21 protein-coding genes and 1 tRNA gene are annotated in these 19,976 nt (G+C 42.2%); 8 read left to right on the top strand and 14 right to left on the bottom strand.

Going from position 1 to position 19,976, the window contains the following annotated elements; all coding sequences use genetic code 11:
- Positions 1 to 8 precede the first annotated feature (8 nt).
- The 8 genes from AC0KVP_RS05915 (at position 9) to AC0KVP_RS05880 (ending at position 9,890) form a co-directional block, all read left to right on the top strand.
- On the top strand, positions 9 to 857 hold the full coding sequence (locus tag AC0KVP_RS05915) for an RNA methyltransferase (RefSeq protein WP_473339609.1): 849 nt from the start codon (positions 9 to 11) through the stop codon (positions 855 to 857).
- Positions 850 to 1,659 carry a serine O-acetyltransferase gene (gene cysE / locus AC0KVP_RS05910; RefSeq protein WP_473339608.1) on the top strand — a complete coding sequence of 270 codons (810 nt, stop codon included), beginning with the start codon at positions 850 to 852 and terminating at the stop codon, positions 1,657 to 1,659. The genes AC0KVP_RS05915 and cysE overlap by 8 nt, the downstream gene beginning before the upstream one ends.
- A 123-nt stretch (positions 1,660 to 1,782) precedes the next feature.
- Positions 1,783 to 2,685 (top strand): ABUW_2363 family tetratricopeptide repeat lipoprotein, encoded by a 903-nt coding sequence (locus tag AC0KVP_RS05905; protein WP_178895846.1) that lies wholly within the window; start codon positions 1,783 to 1,785, stop codon positions 2,683 to 2,685.
- 132 nt (positions 2,686 to 2,817) lie between these two features.
- Positions 2,818 to 4,824: an esterase/lipase family protein gene (locus AC0KVP_RS05900; RefSeq protein WP_473339606.1), complete on the top strand. Its 2,007-nt coding sequence runs from the start codon at positions 2,818 to 2,820 to the stop codon at positions 4,822 to 4,824.
- A 251-nt stretch (positions 4,825 to 5,075) separates the two neighbouring features.
- Positions 5,076 to 7,709: a DNA mismatch repair protein MutS gene (gene mutS, locus AC0KVP_RS05895; RefSeq protein WP_473339604.1), complete on the top strand. Its 2,634-nt coding sequence runs from the start codon at positions 5,076 to 5,078 to the stop codon at positions 7,707 to 7,709.
- A 208-nt stretch (positions 7,710 to 7,917) separates the two neighbouring features.
- Entirely contained in the window at positions 7,918 to 8,241 is a 324-nt protein-coding gene (fdxA, locus tag AC0KVP_RS05890; RefSeq protein WP_004696359.1) for a ferredoxin FdxA, read from the top strand.
- 132 nt (positions 8,242 to 8,373) lie between these two features.
- Positions 8,374 to 9,093: a D-Ala-D-Ala carboxypeptidase family metallohydrolase gene (locus AC0KVP_RS05885; protein ID WP_004982106.1), complete on the top strand. Its 720-nt coding sequence runs from the start codon at positions 8,374 to 8,376 to the stop codon at positions 9,091 to 9,093.
- A gap of 131 nt (positions 9,094 to 9,224) precedes the next feature.
- Positions 9,225 to 9,890, top strand: a complete 666-nt coding sequence (locus AC0KVP_RS05880; protein WP_004982107.1) for an O-methyltransferase — start codon at positions 9,225 to 9,227, stop codon at positions 9,888 to 9,890.
- 141 nt (positions 9,891 to 10,031) lie between these two features.
- Here the strand turns inward: AC0KVP_RS05880 and AC0KVP_RS05875 are convergent, their stop codons facing one another.
- The 14 genes from AC0KVP_RS05875 to AC0KVP_RS05810 form a co-directional block, all read right to left on the bottom strand.
- Positions 10,032 to 10,874, bottom strand: a complete 843-nt coding sequence (locus AC0KVP_RS05875) for a universal stress protein (protein ID WP_004696353.1) — start codon at positions 10,872 to 10,874, stop codon at positions 10,032 to 10,034.
- Positions 10,875 to 11,002: 128 nt separating this feature from the next.
- Entirely contained in the window at positions 11,003 to 11,614 is a 612-nt protein-coding gene (locus tag AC0KVP_RS05870) for an acyltransferase (RefSeq protein WP_125273462.1), read from the bottom strand.
- Positions 11,607 to 12,203, bottom strand: a complete 597-nt coding sequence (locus AC0KVP_RS05865) for an IMPACT family protein (protein ID WP_473339600.1) — start codon at positions 12,201 to 12,203, stop codon at positions 11,607 to 11,609. Before AC0KVP_RS05865 ends, AC0KVP_RS05870 begins: the two co-directional genes overlap by 8 nt.
- A 262-nt stretch (positions 12,204 to 12,465) precedes the next feature.
- Positions 12,466 to 13,212, bottom strand: a complete 747-nt coding sequence (lptB, locus tag AC0KVP_RS05860; RefSeq protein WP_004696348.1) for an LPS export ABC transporter ATP-binding protein — start codon at positions 13,210 to 13,212, stop codon at positions 12,466 to 12,468.
- Positions 13,212 to 13,778 (bottom strand): lipopolysaccharide transport periplasmic protein LptA, encoded by a 567-nt coding sequence (lptA, locus tag AC0KVP_RS05855; protein WP_473339596.1) that lies wholly within the window; start codon positions 13,776 to 13,778, stop codon positions 13,212 to 13,214. Before lptA ends, lptB begins: the two co-directional genes overlap by 1 nt.
- Positions 13,768 to 14,310: an LPS export ABC transporter periplasmic protein LptC gene (gene lptC / locus AC0KVP_RS05850; RefSeq protein ID WP_004696345.1), complete on the bottom strand. Its 543-nt coding sequence runs from the start codon at positions 14,308 to 14,310 to the stop codon at positions 13,768 to 13,770. The genes lptA and lptC overlap by 11 nt, the downstream gene beginning before the upstream one ends.
- Before the next feature lie 34 nt (positions 14,311 to 14,344).
- A complete protein-coding gene (locus tag AC0KVP_RS05845) occupies positions 14,345 to 14,884 on the bottom strand; it encodes a KdsC family phosphatase (RefSeq protein WP_004982122.1) in 540 nt (179 codons plus the stop codon).
- 3 nt (positions 14,885 to 14,887) lie between these two features.
- Complete coding sequence (locus AC0KVP_RS05840) at positions 14,888 to 15,865, bottom strand: KpsF/GutQ family sugar-phosphate isomerase (RefSeq protein WP_058869901.1); 978 nt, start codon at positions 15,863 to 15,865, stop codon at positions 14,888 to 14,890.
- Between the two features lie 272 nt (positions 15,866 to 16,137).
- Complete coding sequence (locus AC0KVP_RS05835) at positions 16,138 to 16,881, bottom strand: adenosylcobinamide-GDP ribazoletransferase (RefSeq protein ID WP_058869902.1); 744 nt, start codon at positions 16,879 to 16,881, stop codon at positions 16,138 to 16,140.
- Positions 16,881 to 17,483 carry a histidine phosphatase family protein gene (locus AC0KVP_RS05830; RefSeq protein ID WP_473339591.1) on the bottom strand — a complete coding sequence of 201 codons (603 nt, stop codon included), beginning with the start codon at positions 17,481 to 17,483 and terminating at the stop codon, positions 16,881 to 16,883. Before AC0KVP_RS05830 ends, AC0KVP_RS05835 begins: the two co-directional genes overlap by 1 nt.
- Positions 17,484 to 17,485: 2 nt before the next feature.
- Positions 17,486 to 18,538 carry a nicotinate-nucleotide--dimethylbenzimidazole phosphoribosyltransferase gene (cobT, locus tag AC0KVP_RS05825; protein WP_473339589.1) on the bottom strand — a complete coding sequence of 351 codons (1,053 nt, stop codon included), beginning with the start codon at positions 18,536 to 18,538 and terminating at the stop codon, positions 17,486 to 17,488.
- A complete protein-coding gene (gene cobU / locus AC0KVP_RS05820) occupies positions 18,535 to 19,053 on the bottom strand; it encodes a bifunctional adenosylcobinamide kinase/adenosylcobinamide-phosphate guanylyltransferase (RefSeq protein ID WP_010327072.1) in 519 nt (172 codons plus the stop codon). The genes cobT and cobU overlap by 4 nt, the downstream gene beginning before the upstream one ends.
- The gene (locus tag AC0KVP_RS05815) at positions 19,044 to 19,691 is read right to left on the bottom strand and encodes a 2'-5' RNA ligase family protein (protein WP_029575060.1); all 648 of its coding nucleotides are present in this window, start codon (positions 19,689 to 19,691) and stop codon (positions 19,044 to 19,046) included. The genes cobU and AC0KVP_RS05815 overlap by 10 nt, the downstream gene beginning before the upstream one ends.
- 147 nt (positions 19,692 to 19,838) lie before the next feature.
- Positions 19,839 to 19,914 (bottom strand) — tRNA-Gly (locus AC0KVP_RS05810).
- Positions 19,915 to 19,976 lie beyond the last annotated feature (62 nt).

Here is a 19,976-nt window from a genome sequence, read left to right as displayed (position 1 = left end):
GAAAAATCATGAGCCAATTTGACAATGCCGCTGTTTCAGCGCATCTCTCCCATGTGCGTATTGTCATGGTCAATACCACACTCCCTGCGAACATTGGTAGCGCACTGCGCGCCATGAAAACGATGGGACTCTCAAAACTGGTTTTGGTTGCGCCAAAAACCTATCCACATCCCGATATCGATGCTTTGGCTGCGGGAGCAACTGATTTAATTGAGCAGATTGAAATCGTTGAAACTCTTGCCGATGCCATCAAAGACTGCCATTTAGTGTTTGGCACGAGTGCGCGTAGTCGTACCATTCCTTGGCCTTTGCTAGACGCACGTCCCGCAGCTGAAAAATCAATTTCAGCAGTGGTGAATGATCAGCAAGACGTTGCTGTTGTATTTGGTCGTGAAGACCGCGGACTGACCAACGAAGAACTGGCCATGGCTAACTATCATGTCACCATTCCTGTAAATACAGACTATGGCGTGCTAAATGTGGCTCAAGCCATTCAAGTGATTTGTTATGAAATGCGTATGGCAACTCTTGCTGCTGTGGAAAGCGGTAAAAATGAAGCTGCAACCATGCCTGTAACAAATACAGAGTCTATGCAGTGGGATGAGCCTTTGGTCACACATGAGCAAATGGAACAGTTCTACCCGCACATTGAAAAAATGTTGGCTGAGATTGAATTTTTAGATCCAAAAAATCCTCGATTACTGCCTTTACGCTTGCGTCGTCTTTTTGGACGTATACAATTAGATCGTATGGAATATCATTTACTTCGTGGTATTTTTAGTCGTGTACAAGCTTTAAACAACGGCACATGGAAAAAGTCAAATACGGATCAAACAGAGGATCAATCTAATGCTTAAACAGCTCAAAGAAGATATACAAGCTGTATTCGCGCGCGATCCTGCGGCACGAAACACTTTAGAAGTTCTGACCACATATCCAGGCATTCACGCCTTGATCATGCACCGTATGGCGCATGAGTTATGGAAAAAAGAATGTAAAGGCTCAGCACGTTTATTGTCTTTTTTTAGCCGATTTGCAACAGGTATTGAAATTCACCCGGGTGCTAAAATTGGCCGTCGTTTTTTTATTGACCATGGCATGGGCGTCGTGATTGGTGAAACCGCTGAAATTGGCGACGATGTGACCTTATATCACGGTGTCACTTTAGGTGGAACCACATGGAATAAAGGCAAACGTCACCCCACCTTAGAAGACGGCGTGGTGGTTGGTGCTGGTGCTAAAATTTTAGGCCCTTTTACTGTCGGTAAAAATGCGAAAGTCGGCTCAAATGCAGTCGTCACCAAAGCTGTTCCAGCCGACACGACCGCAGTTGGTAACCCTGCACGCTTTATTTCTAAAGATAAACCGAAAGATGAAGCAGAAACACGTCGTCGCGATTATGCAGAAAGTATTGGTTTCCAACCTTATGCTGCAACGCAAGACCAGTCTGATCCAATTCTTGAAGGTATGCGTGTTCTACTTGACCGCATTCAGCTGAATGAGAAAAGGATGAACACCCTATGCCAACGTTTGTCTTTGCTTGATCCAACTTTTAAAAAGCAACAACAAAATGAACAACCCTTTAGTGCTGAAGAATTGAAAATTTTGGAAGATGTACGCCGCGAATGTGAAGCTCAAAGCCTACCATCCAATGACTAAACATGAAAAGTGTTAGTTTTTGAAAACCTGCCTATAGCAAACCTTGCATGTTCATCAGAGTTTTTTTAGACTGACGAACATGCCTTTTATACCACTTCTTAAAATAATGAATGGATGAACCTTATGATGCTTAAACCCTTAGCGGTTGCTGTTCTTGCTGTCTCGTTTTTAACAGCGTGTAGCTCAAACCCAACGAAGAACAATAGCGATACCATCGTTTTTACAGAGCCTGAATTAACTGCACCATTTTATGCACTCAATCCATTTAATTATGATGCGCCACCTCCATTTGAAATTAACTTAAAAAAAGCAGCGGCTCAACCCGTAACTAAAATGGAAGTGACTCGCTCTGACGACCCATCTAAAAAACTAGTTTTAGACACCAATAAACTGATTATCCCAACCGTAAACAGCAAAGACCGTCAGTTGAAGTTTGCCGTACTGGCGGGCGACAATGAAGTCGATATTACTGAAATTGATGACTTCTTACAGTTGGTTGAAGGCAAAGCACGTCACTACCCACCACGCTTTACAGAACGCCAAGAACGTAAAGGTTTTGAGTTAAAACTAAAAGAAGTGACACAACAGCTCGATACGTTAGCGTCGAAAGACAATGCTTCATTTGATGTACTGGTTCGTGCATTCAAAGCCAGCGTTATGGCACGTAATTTAGACCTTGGTTCAGTCTATACCACTAAGTCTTTGGCTTATGCACAGCGTATTTTAAAAATTAATAAAGAAGACCCTGAAGCAAACTTCTGGTTCGGTTTTGCCTTGTCTGAAGGTGGTGGTCAACGCGAAGCGATGCCATACCTCGATAAAGCAATGAAAGCTGGTGTTCAAGAAGCCTATTTAGCGACAGCAAATAACTACATCGCTATGGAACAAAAGAAAAATGCGGTGCAAACCTTGAAAAACTACAAGCTGAAATATCCACAAGAAGCTGAAGTTGCGGATCGCTTGATTAATGAAATTGAAAAACAAGGTCGTTGGAATGTTTGGCAAGTTCTAAATACTGCAAAATAATTCCATCACTTCTGATGTACCTAAAAATAGACCGAATTTTCGGTCTATTTTTATTTTAGGCGAATTGATAAATCCGAGAATTATCGTATGATTTAAAAAATTCAAAAGAATAAACGGTAGTCGACGCTTTTTATGCCTAAATACATCCGTAGCACCTTGATGATGACCACTCTCGTTTCGCTTTTGAGTGGTTGCCAAGTGGTCAGTGTGAAAAATCAATCACTGAACGTCACGATTACCAATGAGCGTGAGAGTATTTTAACGCGGGATAAGCTCAGTGAAGCGAGTCTAAACGTGCTGTCTATGACGGGTCGAGAAGCAAAAATCTGTTCAGAGCAACCTGAAGAATGTGTCAGCGAACTCAAACAAATTCCACAAATTCAAGATGAACAGCTCCTCTCTACTGCCAGCGAACTTTATCTCGCTAAAGCACTTTCCTTAGAAAAATCATCAGCCTGTAAAGTGAGTATTTTAGCCAAGACCCAGTCTGAAGAAAAACAGGCGCTGCAAAAACAAAACTACCAAAGCTGCTTAGATCAACAACTCGGTATGCTGGATAAAAGCATTCGCTACAGTTATGCCTACATGTTTAACACCAAACGTGGCCCCCAAGACCGTATTTTTGATAACCGTCAAGTCCAACTCCGTGACTTTTATAACCAGGCTATCGCTAAACTTGTAAATAGTTATGGCTTACGCCATGGGCCATCTGAAGTCGGTAATCAAATCAAAGTGGGACAAAGTATTTACCGCATAAATTATGATAACTACCCACTTTTAAAAAACCGTCAAGTTGAACAACTGATGTCAACTTACAATATGAACTTTTCAGGTCTGCGCTCTATCACACGTCGCGATGGTTTTGGTTCAGAGTTTCTGATTGTCCTCCCACCCGAGCACAATGATACCTCACCAGAAAAAGCCAAATATATTGTCGATCCACTACATTATCAGTACACCAATGGTCGTAATCCTAACATTCACAATGCCCGTTATTTAGCAGCGACTATTACCGCACAGCCACGCTCTGCATCCAATATCGATGAAATCTTAAACAACCCTGAGTTTGAAATCTCAGCTTATGATCCCTATAAGTTTGAATCTGCGAAAATTGCAGGCAAAAGTTACCCTCTTGCTGCAAACTTTTCTGCGCCTTATGGCTTATGGTTAGCACAAAACAATTTAGGTAAAGCCGCGTATTTATCACTAATTGATCGTGATGCACGCCTCACCATGCCGCACCTATACATGCTTGAGCCGTACAATCCAAATAAAAAAGTGGTGGTGCTCGTTCACGGACTAGCCAGCAGTCCCGAGGCATGGGTTCGTCTGACGAATGATGTCATGGGCGATCCCGTGCTACGTGAACACTATCAAGTCTGGCAAGTGTTCTACTCGACCAATATGCCAATTTTGGAAAGTCGTTTCCAAATCTATGCAATCATTCAACAAAGCTTTAATTTGGTCGACAGCAAAGCGCCTGCCAAAAAGGATGCTGTGCTAGTGGGACATAGTATGGGCGGCATTATTGCACGGCTTTTAGTGAGCGATGCTGACTTAACCCCTGCGGCAATGAAACTGCTACCCAATCGACGTGTGCAACAATTTAAAAATGATCCTCTGTTTAAATCACGCCTGGACATTCAACCGATTCCAAACTTTAGTCGGGCCATTTTCTTAGCAGCCCCACATCGTGGAACAGAGTTTGCTGACCGCTGGTTTACCCTTGCGGCACGTAAAGTCATTCGTCTACCAGGTGCGTTTTTGGGGGCACTGACCGATGTTATACAAAGTAGTGACCCTGACCTACAAGCCTTCATTAAAGATGTCGATAATGGACTCATTCAAAATGGGCCAAGTGATCTCAGCAAAAACTCTAACTTTACTCGATTAACTAAAAATGTCGTTCCATACAAAGGCATGAAATTCCACAGCATCATGGGGAATGCGACCAAAAGTGATGACCTCAATATCATTACAGACGATGTTGTGCCTTATACGAGTGCCCATCTGGATGGTGCATTGTCGGAGAAGATTATTAAAGGTGGACATTCTATTCAAGAAACGCCTGAAGCCGTTCTTGAGTTACGTCGTATCCTGCGGTTGCACCTGACTGAACTCGGTCTGTATAAGCCTTAAACTTAAAAAGCCTAAACAGATGTTTAGGCTTTTTTATTTTTGCTTTACACCTAACGCCTACAGCAATAATCACTTGGCTGTTTAACAACTGTTCGCTTTATAGATGATTTATTGTTTAGTCGTTTTCAATTTTGCTAAGATATTGCCATTCATACAATAGCTGTTCATAGCACATAAATACATACGGTAAGCGGTGTCGCTCGGTCTATTTTTATATTGTGCATTTTCAAAGATTTAAGGATTTCACCTACATGAGCAATTCGGGAATCATAACTGATTTGTCCACCCTCACACCCATGATGCAACAGTACATGGGCGTCAAAATGCAACATCCGCACTCTTTGATGTTCTATCGTATGGGTGACTTCTACGAGCTATTTTTTGAAGATGCACATAAGGCCGCTAAACTTCTCGGAATTACCCTGACCCATCGTGGCAAAGCCAATGGTCAACCCATCCCTATGGCAGGTGTTCCTTACCATGCAGCTGAAGGCTACCTTGCTCGCTTGGTGAAAAAAGGCGAAACCGTCGTTATTTGCGAGCAAATTGGTGAAGTTACAGGTAAGGCCCCTGTTGAACGTGGCGTTGTCCGGATTATTACACCGGGTACGCTGACTGACGATGCCTTACTGACGGCACATCAAAGTTCAAACCTTGTCGCGCTTTGCGTACAACAAAATGAAATTGGTATTGCACTGTTAGATTTAAGTGCGGGGTTATTCAAAGTACAGCAACAAGAGTTCCAACTTGAGCAACTCGGCATTGAACTGTCTCGCCTCATGCCAAGTGAAATTTTGGTCGATGAAAATATTGTCGACCCCAACATCATTGAACACATTAAAAAACTGCTCGACTGCCCCGTGACACGCCGTCCAAATGTCGACTTTAATTTAAACAATGCACAAAAAACCTTATGTGATCAGTTTGCTGTATCGACTTTAGCTGGTTTCGGTATTGACCATTTGCCGCTTGCCAAAGCAGCAGCAGCATCGCTGATTCATTATGCCAAAGAAACGCAAAAGACTGCCTTGCCGCATATTCGGTCTATTAAACTGGAACAAAGCAGTGATTTCATTGCGCTTGATCCTGTGACACGTAGAAACTTAGAGTTGGTTGAGCCTCTGTTTGAACACGGCACATCCTTATTCCAACTCATCAATGACTGTCAAACAGCCATGGGTGGACGTTTACTTAGCCGTACGTTAATGCAGCCTTTACGTGATACCAAGCTGCTCGATGCACGTTTAGACGCCACCAAGAGCCTTGTGGATGGCTACCATGAATCGCCAGTCCGTTTAGTATTAAAAGAAATTGGAGACATTGAACGTGTTCTCAGCCGTGTGGCTTTAGGCAGTGCCCGTCCACGTGACTTAGTGCAGCTGCGTCAAGCCTGTGCGCAAGTCCCTTATTTACGTCATGCCATTCAACCCGTGATCCAAAGCAAACAGTCCGCACTCATTACCCAATTGAATGAGGAATTGGGTGATTTCCATGGCTTACATCAACGTTTAATGTCTGCCATCGTTGAACATCCACCTGTGCTTTTACGAGATGGAAATGTGATAGCGGAAGGTTTCGATCATGAACTGGATGAACTACGTAAAATCCGCGATCATGCAGGACAGTACTTGATCGACCTTGAAATTCAAGAACGTCAAAATACTGGAATTTCGACCTTAAAAATTGGCTATAACCGTGTCAGCGGGTATTACATTGAACTGACCCGTGCGCAAGCCGAGCAAGCGCCTGATCACTACATTCGACGTCAAACCTTGAAAAATGCTGAGCGTTATATCACGCCTGAGCTAAAAACCTTTGAAGACAAGGTACTTTCGAGTGAATCTCGTGCATTAGCTCGCGAAAAAATGCTGTTCGAAATGCTTTTAGATGAACTGCGCGCCGATATTGGTCATTTACAAATGATGAGCAGCGCTATTGCGCAGATTGACCTCTTAGCCAACTTTGCACATCAGGCTCGCTTACGCAATTGGTCACGTCCTGAGTATAGTCCAGAAATTGGGGTTAAAATTATTGCGGGACGTCATCCAGTGGTTGAGGCTTTGAATAAGGCTACATTTACACCGAATGACACGACACTTGATTTCAACCACCGCATGGCCATTATTACTGGCCCTAACATGGGTGGTAAATCAACCTTTATGCGTCAAACGGCTTTAATTAGCCTATTGGCCTATTGTGGCTCATATGTACCTGCCCAATCGGCAGTATTAGGTCCAATTGACCGAATCTTTACCCGTATTGGTTCTGCGGATGACCTATCTACAGGCAAATCGACCTTTATGGTGGAAATGACTGAGACCTCGCAAATCCTACATCATGCAACCAATCAGTCACTGGTTCTGATGGATGAAGTTGGTCGTGGCACCAGTACCTATGATGGCTTATCTTTGGCATGGGCCTGCGTACTCGACTTAACCAAACGTATTAAATGCTTATGTTTATTTGCCACACACTACTTTGAACTGACTGAACTGGCCAAAGAAACTGCTATTGATAACTACCATGTCACCGCAAAAGAACTCAACGGCAACCTCATTTTGTTACATAAAGTCCAACATGGGCCAGCGAGCCAAAGTCACGGCTTACAAGTAGCAAAATTGGCGGGTATTCCTGCCAGTGTGATCAAAGAAGCACAAAATCGTCTGAAAATTTTAGAGAAGCAACAACTGCAAAAACCTAAAGTCGTTCAAAATGATTTATTTGCTGTAATAGAAACGCCTGAACTTGAAATCATTGAACGTGTGGTCGAAATCGAGAAGCCTTCTGCCGCACTTGAACTACTTAAGAGCATTGATGTCGATAACTTAAGCCCACGTGAAGCCTTACAGCAGCTTTATGCATTGAAAGATCAGTTACATTCATAGTAGTTTTCTATTTTTGTAACCTATCTAGACCGTCGCAATGACGGTCTTTTTTTATTGTCAAAAGCAGTTTTCAGCAGAATGTTCAGTTTTTATCAAATTTAACAGCCGTGCATATAACAAATATCAATAAAAGCAATTGTTAGTTGGTGCTGTTTTTGCCTAAAATACACATTAGTTATTAGAACCATATTTTTAGGTAGCCTTCGCCATGACCTTTGTTGTCACTGAAAATTGTATTAAATGTAAATATCAAGACTGCGTAGAAGTTTGTCCAGTAGACTGTTTCTATGAAGGTCCAAACTTTCTAGTGATCAATCCAGACGAATGTATCGATTGCGCACTTTGTGAACCTGAATGTCCAGCAAATGCAATTTTCTCTGAAGATGAACTGCCAGAAGGTCAAGAAGTATTTATTGAACTAAATGCTGAATTATCACAAACTTGGCCAAACATTACCCAGATTGGTGACCAACCTGCTGACCGTGAAGAATGGAACGGTAAAGCAGATAAGTTACAATACTTAGAAAAGTAAGCCAGAAAAAGATCAGCATAAGCTGATCTTTTTTTATACCTAAAACACACATTTGATTGCAATATTTCCAATTTTTCCTCACAAATTTGGATTAAAATAATAGGCGTATTTTTTAAATATTTGATTTCTATAATGAAGAAATTTTTAAAGGGATTATTTGCGGTTAGCATAATCCCCTTGGTGATGATTGGCTGTACGACTTCATCCCACAAAGGACAGACCATCACAACTCCTGATGGAAAACGTATTTTTATCCCGCAAGAGAAAATTAGTTTTGACCGCCCTGCTCCACCTAAAATTATTCCTTATACCTACAATGCTTGGATGTCTGTCGGTGACACGCTAGCACGCGTACGTGAGTATGAAGTTTTTCTTGAACGCAATGGTGTGGGAAATATCATCCCAAGCTTTGAACTGCTCAGAACAGCACGTGACTGGCAAAAATGTGGTCGTTCACAATATATGATCCCGAACCGTGAACTTTGGAAAAACCAAATTGCGACCTTAAAAGTATTTAAATATTTAGTTGCAGCCAAAGTACTGACCGATTTTGAAGTCACTTCGGTTTATCGTGATCTGCCTTTAAACCAATGTGCTGGCGGTGCAAACTCGTCGCGCCACTTATTCAATTCTGCCATCGATTTTCGAATTGGGTCTGAAAACCCACAACCCGAAGATTATGCTTATATTGAAAATACAAAATATCGTCTATGCCAATTTTGGACCCAACATGGTCAGAGCTTGAACATGGGCTTAGGTTTATATGCTTCTGGTCAGATTCACATTGATACCCAAGGATATCGTACATGGGGCCCAGACCTCAGTCGCAATTCTTCGATGTGTAGTTACTAGTTTTTAAAAATTAAAAGAGGTCAATATGACCTCTTTTTTTGAGCATTGATTTCAACAAATATGGTCGGAAAAATTGCACTCTGAAAATAAAAGTTTAAAATGCTCCTCATCGCAACCAAGGTGAACATGCTATGCAACAAATGTGGACAGAGATTGATAACTATATCGATGCACATTTAATTCCTGAAGACCCAATTCTACTGCAAACTTTAGAAAATACTGAGAAGCATGGTTTTCCAGATCACTTAGCTGTTGCACCCAACCAAGGCATGCTTTTACAAATGCTGATTCAAATGAATCAATGTAAACGTGTGTTGGAGCTCGGAACTTTTGCTGCCTATAGCACCATGTGGTTAGCGCGTGCTTTACCTGAAGACGGTTATATTTTAACGATTGAAGGGCGTGATACACATGCCGCGATGGGCCAAGAAAATATCGACAAAGCTCAGCTCAAACAAACCGTTGAACTCAAATGTGGACGCGCAGCAGATATCCTTAAATCACTGCCTGCAGATATTGAACCTTTCGACTTTATTTTCATTGATGCCGATAAACAAAGCTACCCAGAGTATTTGGAATTAAGCCTGAACCTATCTCATTCAGGTACTTTGATTTTCCTCGATAACGTAATTCGTGCAGGCGATATTATCAATCCTGAAAATCATAAACCAAGTATTGAAGGGATTCGAGATATGTTCAAAGCGATGCAAAACCATCCAAAAATTTTGTCGTGCACAGCACTTCAAACGGTCGGTAGCAAAGGACATGATGGATTTGCCTTAGCCATTGTAAAATAAGCTAAAACTTAGATTAAAAAACAATCGATTAATTTAAGCTTATATAAATTATAAACTTACATTTACTGTCCATATAGTTATCCACAATTAATGCGGATAACTATGGATAAAACAGTTCCAATTTAGATAAATCACTCTAAATTAACGTGCCACCAGTAAGGGAACTTTGGCATTCCTAAAAATGGTAGTTGCAATACTGCCCAAGAAGAACTGATGAATTTTACTGTGGCTGAACGCACCGAGCACAATCAGTTGTATGCCATGCTCATTTTGGTATTCCAGAATATTTTCAGCCACGTCGCCGTAACGATATTCTGTAATCACATCCAAATTTGCATCTTTCAGATATTGTTCAGGCTCTCTTAAAATTTCAGGGTGGTCACCGACATAGACCAAATGGCATTGTAAGAGGCGCAGTAGATCACTTTGCGCAATCCGTTTCATCATCTTCACACACGTCGGTGAATACTCGTAGGCAAAGATAAAGCGCGTAGGTGGCTTAAAGCTATCACCTACCGTCATGACGGTACAGTTTGCACCACGGATAAAGTTTTCAACATTACTGCCCAATGGTTTATTGCGTTCAGCCGATTTCTCACCCACACGGCCAATCACCACAATGTCATCTTCATGCAATAAGTTAAAACTTTGCTCTAGAAAGTCACCCTTTTCTTGAATATGTGTCGTATGTAGGCCATGCGTTTCGAGAATGAGTTTAGAAATATGATCGAGCAAATTATTGCTATAACTGAGCGCAAGTTCACTTTGTTTTTGCTCTAATTCAGCCAGCTCTTTGAGCAACATTGCATTGCTTTCAAATCCAATTACCCCGCTAATTTCACCTAAGTGATAACTTGCAGGATAATAATCCAAAACTTGTAAAAGGACCAATTCCCGCCCCGTCTGTTTTGCAATCCACGCCGCAGCTTCTGCTAGGGCATTGATACAAGGGGAAGAATCAATACATGCAATGACTCGTTTCATTATCGCCTCTCATTACACCGCATTTGGTATAAGGTCTCATTGTTGTTCTAAACTTAGCATATCTTTTTTTTTGATGGCAGGTTTTTATGTAATTAAGTATTGATAAATGTTCAATATTCTTTGATATCTTAATCACGTAAACGAATAAACTGTGCGGGATTGCCAGCAACAATCGATTGCTCGGCGATATCTTTGGTTACCATACTATTCATCCCCACCACAGCATGTGCGCCAATTTTCACTCCATCTTTCACGCCCACATGTGCACCCAACCAAACATCCCGACCAATTTCTATCCCTTGTGAGCGTACAGGTTGTTGATAAATCGGATCACTGAGTGCCATGCCATGATCAAAGGCATATAAGTGACAATAGGCTGCAATACGCACTTGATCATGTAACTTAATCCCCACACGACCACCATCCAAAATACAATGATGGTTGATCGCGACTTCACTGCCAATCTCTAAAGGCCCATGCAAAGTACAATCAGCAGCAATAAAGGTGTTGTCCCCAATGACAATTTTGCGACCAGGCTCTGCAAATATGTGTGCCAATGGAGAAATAAAACAGTTTTGACCAATTTCAACGGTTTCCATTTCCATTAAATAAGCTTGGTATTCTTGCTGCCATGCTTCAGCCCACACACGGTTTTTAGGCTTGAGCGACCAATACAACCAGGGCATATAGTTTAAGCGATGCTTATGCTGCTCACGATATTTTAATAAGGGATCAGTCATGATGGTCATCCATAATTTTTAACGCTTCACGCCCACGGGTTACGTCTTGTATTTTAAGTCTGAGCGCTTCAATCTGATGCACTTGTAATAATGCCTCTACAAGTACACCATCCGCAGTATATTGCTCATTAAACTCAATCTGCTGGCTATTCAGCTCGTACTGGAAAATCGCCCATTCATTAAATTGGCAGGCAAAATGCACTTTTTTCTTTTCAATGAGTTCTATTTTTTCAGCCAACAGTAAACACTGTCCTGCAGTTCCACCATAAGCACGTACCAGTCCGCCTGTGCCTAACTTGACGCCACCATACCAACGATTGACCAAAACCAAAACATTGGTTAGTTCATTTCCTTCAATGGTCGCTAAAATAGGACGACCTGCAGTACCTGAAGGTTCACCGTCATCATTAAAACGAACATTATGACCAATTTTCCATGCCCAGCACTGATGCGTAGTACTGATATCTTTATATTGCTCTAGAAAATTTTTAACGGCTTGTTCATTTTCTACAGGCACAGCAAAAGCTTGAAAACGACTTTTCTTAATGTCTTCTTCATAGCTCACTAAACTAGAGATGGTAAATGGCATAGCGTAATTTTTAAAAATTTCACAAAAATTATAACGTACTTTCAATCAGCTATCGTATGAAAATAGCTTTTCGCTTTAAGCCCATACAAAATAAACAGATATGCATACTGTGGAACATGCTGAAAGAAGCGATTTCAAAAGGATGGTAGAGCGCGCAGTTTGAATATAAAGGAATGCCCTATTATTAATTCAATGCAAAGCGATGGATTAAACATATGAGAGGGAAATCTGCGCCAATTATTTTCATTGACGCAGAAAATGCTTACACAGTGAAGTCATCACCAAGGTAAACTTGACGTACGGTTTCATTGGCTAAGATTTCATCTGGAGAACCTTCAGCAATCACCGCCCCTTCACTCACGATATAAGCACGTTCACAAATCGCCAAAGTCTCACGAACGTTATGGTCCGTAATAAGAACGCCAATACCACGGTCTTTTAGGGTACGAATAATATCTTTAATGTCACCCACTGAAATTGGGTCAACCCCAGCAAAAGGTTCATCGAGCAACATAAATTTTGGATCGGCTGCCAGTGCACGTGCAATTTCAGCACGACGACGTTCACCACCAGACACACTCATACCCAATGAATCTTTAATATGGCTAATTTTGAAATCGGCCAGCAATTCATGCAAACGCTGTTTACGTTGTTCCTTGTTCAGGTCTTTACGCGTTTCCAAAATCGACATAATATTTTCAGAAATAGTGAGTTTTCTAAAAATTGAGGCTTCTTGAGGTAAGTAACCAATGCCTTTACGCGCACGTTCATGCATGGCCAAATCAGACATATCTAGGTCATCAAGATGAATTTCACCTTTGTCCATACGCACCAGTCCAACCACCATATAGAAGCTGGTAGTTTTCCCTGCACCATTAGGACCGAGCAAACCTACGATTTGTCCACTTTGCATGCTGAAAGATACATCTTTCACTACCCAACGCTTACTGTAGTTTTTCGCAAGATGCTTAATACATAGGGTTTGTGGCTGATTGAGAGTTTGCTCCATTAGTCACGCGCTCCCGGGAAGGATTGAGAACCTGAAGGTGGAATCACAATTTGAACACGACCACTCGACGAACCACTACTGTTTGGTGTGCCAATCGCTTCAATGTCACCTTTATTCATACTATAACGTAATGTATTACCGCGAATACTGGCACCATCTTGTTCTAGAAGTGCGCTGCCCGATAAAGTAATAATGCCTGTTTCTGCATTATAAATAATTTTTTGCGCCTGACCTTTAGCAATACCTTTATTGGTACTGACTTGCTGCTGGAAACGCGCAGGCTTACCATTGGCCGTAATGGTACTAATTTGACGGGTTTGATTTAAGTTGGCAACAATCGAATCCGCTTGTAGTTTCATCGTGCCCTGTTCGATGATGACATTGCCTGTATACGTCGTTACACCCGTTTTTTCATTAAAAGTCGCACGATCTGCCACCAACGAAATCGCTTTACTACGGTCACTTGGCAGTGCCAAGGCATAAGTTGAAACAGCCACACCTAAACTCAGTGCAAGTGTTTGCTTGAGGAAAGTTTTCGAAATAGAAAATTTTGGATTATGGTTCATACTTCCCTCGAATATGGAAAAAGTCATATTGACCCGTATTTAAATTCGCTTTTAAGCCCTGACTGACAAATTCTGCTTGTGGTGTCGTGACAACCACTTGATGCTGAGATTCCAATTCACGCGTCTGTGGAAACGCGGTCAGTTCTGCAGTCTCAAACTGCATCTGACCTTGATCCAACATTTTCTTTGCAACCACTTGGTTTGTCAGAACGACTTTTTCGTTGTCGTTGATGCCATTGGCTTGCTTGGCATAGAAAGTCGCATCCACTTTTCCATCTTTATACATCTCAGCATTTAAGTTCTCTAACTTAGAGGTTTTCTTTTGCATGTCCTGCTCAAGACGATCTACTTTTGCGCGGACGTATAAATTACCCTGCTCATCTGTTTGAGTCAGTTGGATCTGTTCAGCAGAGTAGGTCATGCTTTGAGCACCATCGACCTCGAGCTTTTGCCCTTTTCCGCTGTAATAGTAATAACCACTACTGATAGCCGCAATAGCTACAGCGGTGATATATAAAACTTTAGTATCCATAAATGTTAACTAAACTCTCATGCATGCATACAGATTAATGCGGGACTGCGGTGTACTTTTCAAGTAAAGTTTCGTATACACCTTTGGCTTGTAAAATCATATCGCAGATTTCGCGTACCGCGCCACGTCCACCCATCGCTTGAGTTACCAAATCGGCACGGCGACGCACTTCTAAATGACCATTTGGCACGGTCACTTTCATGCCTGCAATGGCAAATGCAGATAGGTCAGGCCAGTCATCGCCCATGTATAAACAATCTTCGGGTGAAATACCAAATTTTGCACAAGCCTCGCGCAGTGCAACACCTTTGTCTTCACGGCCCTGATAAACAAGGTCCACGCCCAAATCAGACATACGTTTTTCTACGATCTGACTTTTACGCCCCGTGATAATAATCACTTTCACACCAGCTTGCTGAACCAGTTTCATGCCTAAACCATCACGGATATCGAAAGATTTGATTTCGTCTCCTGAATTGGTCAAAGTCACAAAACCATCACTTAAAATACCATCAACATCCAAAACTAGAGCTTCTACATAACGCGCTTGTTCTAACAAAATATAAGAAGCCATTTTTTAATTTACCCCAGCTTGAATCAGGTCATGCATACTCAAAACACCAATGACTTTATTGCTCTCATCAACAACGACAAATTGGTTAATTTTCTTTTCATTCATTCGCTCTAATGCTTCAACAGCACGCGCTTCAGGTGAAATAGTGAGCGGGCTCTTAATCATTACATCAGACACTGCCAAGTTCACATCAAAACCTTGCTGTTTATCAATCAAACGGCGTAAGTCACCATCAGTAAAAATCCCCAATAGATGATCATTGTCATCCACAATTGTGGTTAAACCTAGGCGTTTGTTAGAGATTTCGTACAGAACTTTGTTCATTGCTGTATCTGGAGACACTTTCGGTAGTTCGTCTCCAGTGTGCATTAAATGCTTCACATGTAATAACAAGCGTTTACCCAAAGCACCCGCAGGATGCGAGCGTGCAAAGTCATCTGAAGTAAACCCACGTGCATCTAACAGTGCAACAGCCAATGCATCACCCAAGGCTAAAGTCGCCGTTGTACTCGATGTTGGTGCTAGACCTAATGGACAAGCTTCTTGGATATTACCCAATGTCAGTGCCACATCAGCATTTTGTGGCATCGGCCCACGCTCATCCCCACTGATGGTAATTAAAGGCACGCCCAAATATTTGATCAAAGGCATCAACATCATGATTTCATCACTCTTGCCTGAGTTTGAAATCGCAATCAGCACATCACCTGCAACCAACATCCCCAAATCACCATGCCCCGCTTCACCTGGGTGCATAAAGAATGATGGCGTACCTGTAGAGGCAAATGTAGCTGCCATTTTTCGGCCAATATGCCCTGATTTACCCATGCCAGTAATGACTAAGCGACCTTTACACTTTAAGATAATTTCACAAGCACGGCTAAAACGATCATCGATTTGCTGAGCAAGTACAGAGAGTGCCTGACGCTCTATCTCTAGTGTTTCTAAAGCAACTTTTTGGAAATCAATGGGATTTGACATATTTTCAGAATTCAACGTTGTTTTACCTGAACCGTGTGACGAAATGAAACGTCAGCACATAAAAAATAATTTTCGCAATTTTATCATATCTCTGTAGACAACTAGCGCGGAAATCTTTGGATTTTCACAACATATCTACAAATGTGTTTTGCCTATGCTGGAAGACCTTTGTTTCAAGTACATATAGCTCGTTTCCTTTTTATTATTTTTTCTTTCGACCACGTATAACCTGCACACCTTTCACACTGAGAGGCTCTTATTTATTCCCTAACTTAAGTGAAATAAAAAGTAGCCATCACAAAACTAAACAATGTCGCTAATTCAATCATTTCAATACTTGCACCAATGGTATCTCCAGTCACACCGCCAATACGCTGTATAAATTTATACCGCAAATACCACAGTACCAGATAAAAAGTGGCAATCACCACAGCACCAACCCATGCCCAATACAAAGCCACCAAAGGCATCAGCAGTAAAAGTGCCATTGCAATTGGTCGTGCTAAATGTTGGCTCAACTGACTGCCGAGTCCTTTATCGCGCACATAGTCTGTACTTAAAAAGAAGAATAGCGGTACGAGACGTCCTAAGACAGGAAATAAAATGAGTGCGCTATAACACTGCTGCTGCAATAACACATACAGTGCAGACCACTTTAATATGCATACCATGATAAGACTGAGTACACCTATCGGCCCACAACTTGGATCTTTCATGATCTCAAGTGTACGCGCTTTATCGCCAAAACCACCGACCCAAGCATCTGCAGTGTCGGCTAAACCATCCAGATGTAAACCACCCGTCAGCCAAATCCATAGCACCAGAACCACACTGCTTAATAGCACAAGTGGCAAAGCATGCAATAACAGGACAATCCCATACAGAATGCCGCCTATGAGCAAGCCCACCACAGGATAAAATAACAGTGCTTGCGCATTTTGCTGAGGCGTTGGCGTTGTGCTTAAACGAACTGGGAACGTCGTTAAAAACTGTAATGCAATCCAAAAAGGTGTCATTACGCGCCCTCACTTTGAATAACCTGAAGTTGCCCTTGATCGAATACAAAGCGGTTCAACTGCCCCAACTCCGCAGACATTTTTAAAAGGTCATTAGCATTTTGCTTCAGCGCTTGGCATTTTAATAATTTGATTACGCCACCATGGGAAATAATCAACGCCCGTTGCCAGCCTTGCACATGCATTTGCTGGGTCAAGGTCTCTACAGACTCTAGAACACGACTTTTAAATGCCAGTAAGCTTTCTGCCTGAGGTGGTGTAAAGCTTAACGGTTTTTGCCAAAATTGAGCCAATTCATTAGGAAATTGTTGGTAGAGTCGTTCGGTCGGCTGAGCCTCCCATTCTCCAAAATCCATTTCTTGCAAATTCGGTTCTATATACAAAGGGAGCTGTTTTTGCTCCGCCCACTGCTCTGCAAACAGACGGCAGCGCTGTAATGGTGAGCTATAAATGACATCCCACGCTGGCCTAATCTGCTCAGCCTGTGTGATGGTAGATCGCATTTGCGCCCACCCCTTCGCAGTCAAAGCATCATCCGTTCTACCCCGTAGAGTATGGCTTAAGCTGGTTTCGCCGTGGCGTAGGAAATCTAAATACAACATCCTTAAACTTTCTCACCAATCACGGCCGCTTCAGCAAATGTTGCCATCTCATTGTGTAAGCGACACGCTAGCTTGATCAACCCCAGTGCAGCTCCTGCTCCACTGCCTTCACCTAAACGCAGATTCAGCTTCAATAAAGGCATCGCTTTAAGTTCTTCTAACAAACGGACATGACCATATTCAGCCGACTGATGCCCAAAGAGCATCCAAGCACGAACGTCTGGATTTAAACGTACTGCGAGCAATGCAGAAACAGTACTGATAAACCCATCCACCACCATCGGTAGACCTAATTGCGCACAGTGAATATACGCAGCTGTCATGGCTGCAATTTCAAGTCCACCGACTGCACATAAGGCTTTAAACGGATCGTTCCCGACATATTGGGTATGCAGTGAAAGTGCTTGGTCAATCACCTGTTTTTTATGTATCAATTGTTCTGCACAGATACCTGTTCCAACACCTGTGAGCTTTTCAGCGGGTTCTGCCAATAAAAAACAAGCCACAGCTGAGGCTGAACAGGTATTTCCAATGCCCATCTCACCCGCGACATAGATATCTGCCCCATAAGCGATGGCATCTTCCACACTTTTTTGCCCCAAAGCAAAAGCTGCTTCACATTCAGCTTCAGTCATGGCTTGAGTTTGAGCAAAGTTAGCCGTTCCCGCGCGGATACAATGGCGTTCAACCCCGACATACTCATACGCTTCACCGACTGAACCACAGTCGATGACTTGTAACTTGGCTTGATACTCTTTGGCAATCACACTAATACACGCCCCGCCAGTTGCGAAGTTCTGCAACATTTGACGCGTCACCGCTTGTGGATAGGCAGAAATATTTTCTTCCATCACCCCATGATCACCTGCAAAAATTGTAATCCATGGGCGGTCTATCTTAGGTTTTACAGTGTTTTGCAAACTGGCTAAAGTCACTGCAACCGATTCAAGCTCCGACAACGAGCCTGTCGGTTTGGTCAACTGTGACTGGCGTGCTAGGGCTTGAGCCAATACAGACTCACTCGGACTTTGACATGCTTCTAACCACCAACTCACACTTGCTCTCCTTTTAAAATCATTGGAAATCCTGCTACGCAGAACACCACTTTTGTTGCAATTTGACCTAACTGCTGATGCAATCGCCCTGTTTCATCAACAAAACGTCGGCTGATTTGTCCCATTGGAACCACACCTAAGCCTGTTTCATTGCTCACTAAAATCAGCTCGGACTGTAAATTTCCGACAACATCTAACAACTTCTGGCATTCTTGAACTTGCAAATCTGGGTCAGCATGCATCAGTAAATTACTCATCCATAAGGTCAGGCAATCAACCAAAATGGTTTGGTTTGGGCGATCTAATTTGAGCAACTGCTCTGCAAGATAAATGGGTTCTTCACACAGCCCCCAATCTTCGGGTCGTTGTTGCTGATGGTGTTGAATACGCGCTTGCATCTCCCCATCCAAGGCTTGTGCTGTGGCGACATAGATCACAGGCTGCGCCAGCTGTTGGGCAATCTGCTCCGCCAAGCGACTTTTCCCCGAACGTGCACCACCTAAAATCAGTTGCATTGCGCATTCCCCAACTCAATTTGTGTCTGTGAAAACAATGCCCCTTGTAGGACATGGGACTGATAAAAACCAAACGTGAGCTTTGAGACATTTAAGCTATACCTAATATCTTCAATTTCAGCCATACGTTCCAATACATGATCACTACCCACTGCTTCACGGTATAGACCTAATGTAATATGTGGACAATAACTTAATGCTGCGACTTCCTGCGAGGTTTGCAGCAATGTTTTTCTAATTTTATCCAATACGCCTGCGCTATCATCCACTTTTAAAAATAAGGCACTTTCAAAACTATTTAATCCACCTATCTGTAACTGAAAAGATTCTAGCTTTAATTTTTTAAGGCGTTCAAGCTGCTGATTCAGTTGCACTCGACTAAAGTCATCCGACTGTGTTGCCTGTTCTACCCAAAAACCTGCAACAAATAAAGTGATATGAAACTGCCGTTGATTTGATTGATAAAGCAAATCTGAGAACTGCTCACGAAGCTTTGTTAAATAGCTGATCAAAACGGGATCATCCACTTCAATATACCAAAGTGCATAGCGTTCTCGTCCCAAATGCCATTCAGGATAGTCTCGAGCTTCGGTCGGTACTACAGTACTATTGGGTTGAAGAAACACAATTTTATTCACAAATGAAGATGAATGATTTAAGCATATTTTTGTCAAAATTATGGGCTGAAACGCCGAGATAATTTCACATTTAAATGAATTATTTTCAATACACTCAAATTACAGACATAAAAAAACCCCAAGTTGAACTTGAGGCTTTTTAAATTTTGGAGCGGGAAACGAGACTCGAACTCGCGACCCCAACCTTGGCAAGGTTGTGCTCTACCAACTGAGCTATTCCCGCAATATGGATGTGCATTATAGAGAGTTTCATCAAACTGTCAACACTCTATAATGCAATTGCTG

This window comes from Acinetobacter sp. DL27, assembly GCF_055810995.1.
Note: the sequence above shows the minus strand (reverse complement) of the source record. Positions and strands in the feature narration are given on the sequence as shown.

Coding starts and splice junctions, on each gene's coding strand:
- AC0KVP_RS05840 (WP_058869901.1), bottom strand. CDS start 15,865: ATGTCAAATCCCATTGATTTCCAAAAAGTTGCTTTAGAAACACTAGAG.
- AC0KVP_RS05835 (WP_058869902.1), bottom strand. CDS start 16,881: ATGACACCTTTTTGGATTGCATTACAGTTTTTAACGACGTTCCCAGTT.
- cobU (WP_010327072.1), bottom strand. CDS start 19,053: ATGCAACTGATTTTAGGTGGTGCACGTTCGGGGAAAAGTCGCTTGGCG.
- mutS (WP_473339604.1), top strand. CDS start 5,076: ATGAGCAATTCGGGAATCATAACTGATTTGTCCACCCTCACACCCATG.
- AC0KVP_RS05875 (WP_004696353.1), bottom strand. CDS start 10,874: ATGAAACGAGTCATTGCATGTATTGATTCTTCCCCTTGTATCAATGCC.
- AC0KVP_RS05845 (WP_004982122.1), bottom strand. CDS start 14,884: ATGGCTTCTTATATTTTGTTAGAACAAGCGCGTTATGTAGAAGCTCTA.
- AC0KVP_RS05870 (WP_125273462.1), bottom strand. CDS start 11,614: ATGACTGATCCCTTATTAAAATATCGTGAGCAGCATAAGCATCGCTTA.
- lptB (WP_004696348.1), bottom strand. CDS start 13,212: ATGGAGCAAACTCTCAATCAGCCACAAACCCTATGTATTAAGCATCTT.
- lptC (WP_004696345.1), bottom strand. CDS start 14,310: ATGGATACTAAAGTTTTATATATCACCGCTGTAGCTATTGCGGCTATC.
- AC0KVP_RS05865 (WP_473339600.1), bottom strand. CDS start 12,203: ATGCCATTTACCATCTCTAGTTTAGTGAGCTATGAAGAAGACATTAAG.
- lptA (WP_473339596.1), bottom strand. CDS start 13,778: ATGAACCATAATCCAAAATTTTCTATTTCGAAAACTTTCCTCAAGCAA.
- AC0KVP_RS05915 (WP_473339609.1), top strand. CDS start 9: ATGAGCCAATTTGACAATGCCGCTGTTTCAGCGCATCTCTCCCATGTG.
- AC0KVP_RS05880 (WP_004982107.1), top strand. CDS start 9,225: ATGCAACAAATGTGGACAGAGATTGATAACTATATCGATGCACATTTA.
- fdxA (WP_004696359.1), top strand. CDS start 7,918: ATGACCTTTGTTGTCACTGAAAATTGTATTAAATGTAAATATCAAGAC.
- AC0KVP_RS05885 (WP_004982106.1), top strand. CDS start 8,374: ATGAAGAAATTTTTAAAGGGATTATTTGCGGTTAGCATAATCCCCTTG.
- AC0KVP_RS05900 (WP_473339606.1), top strand. CDS start 2,818: ATGCCTAAATACATCCGTAGCACCTTGATGATGACCACTCTCGTTTCG.
- AC0KVP_RS05905 (WP_178895846.1), top strand. CDS start 1,783: ATGATGCTTAAACCCTTAGCGGTTGCTGTTCTTGCTGTCTCGTTTTTA.
- AC0KVP_RS05830 (WP_473339591.1), bottom strand. CDS start 17,483: ATGTTGTATTTAGATTTCCTACGCCACGGCGAAACCAGCTTAAGCCAT.
- cysE (WP_473339608.1), top strand. CDS start 850: ATGCTTAAACAGCTCAAAGAAGATATACAAGCTGTATTCGCGCGCGAT.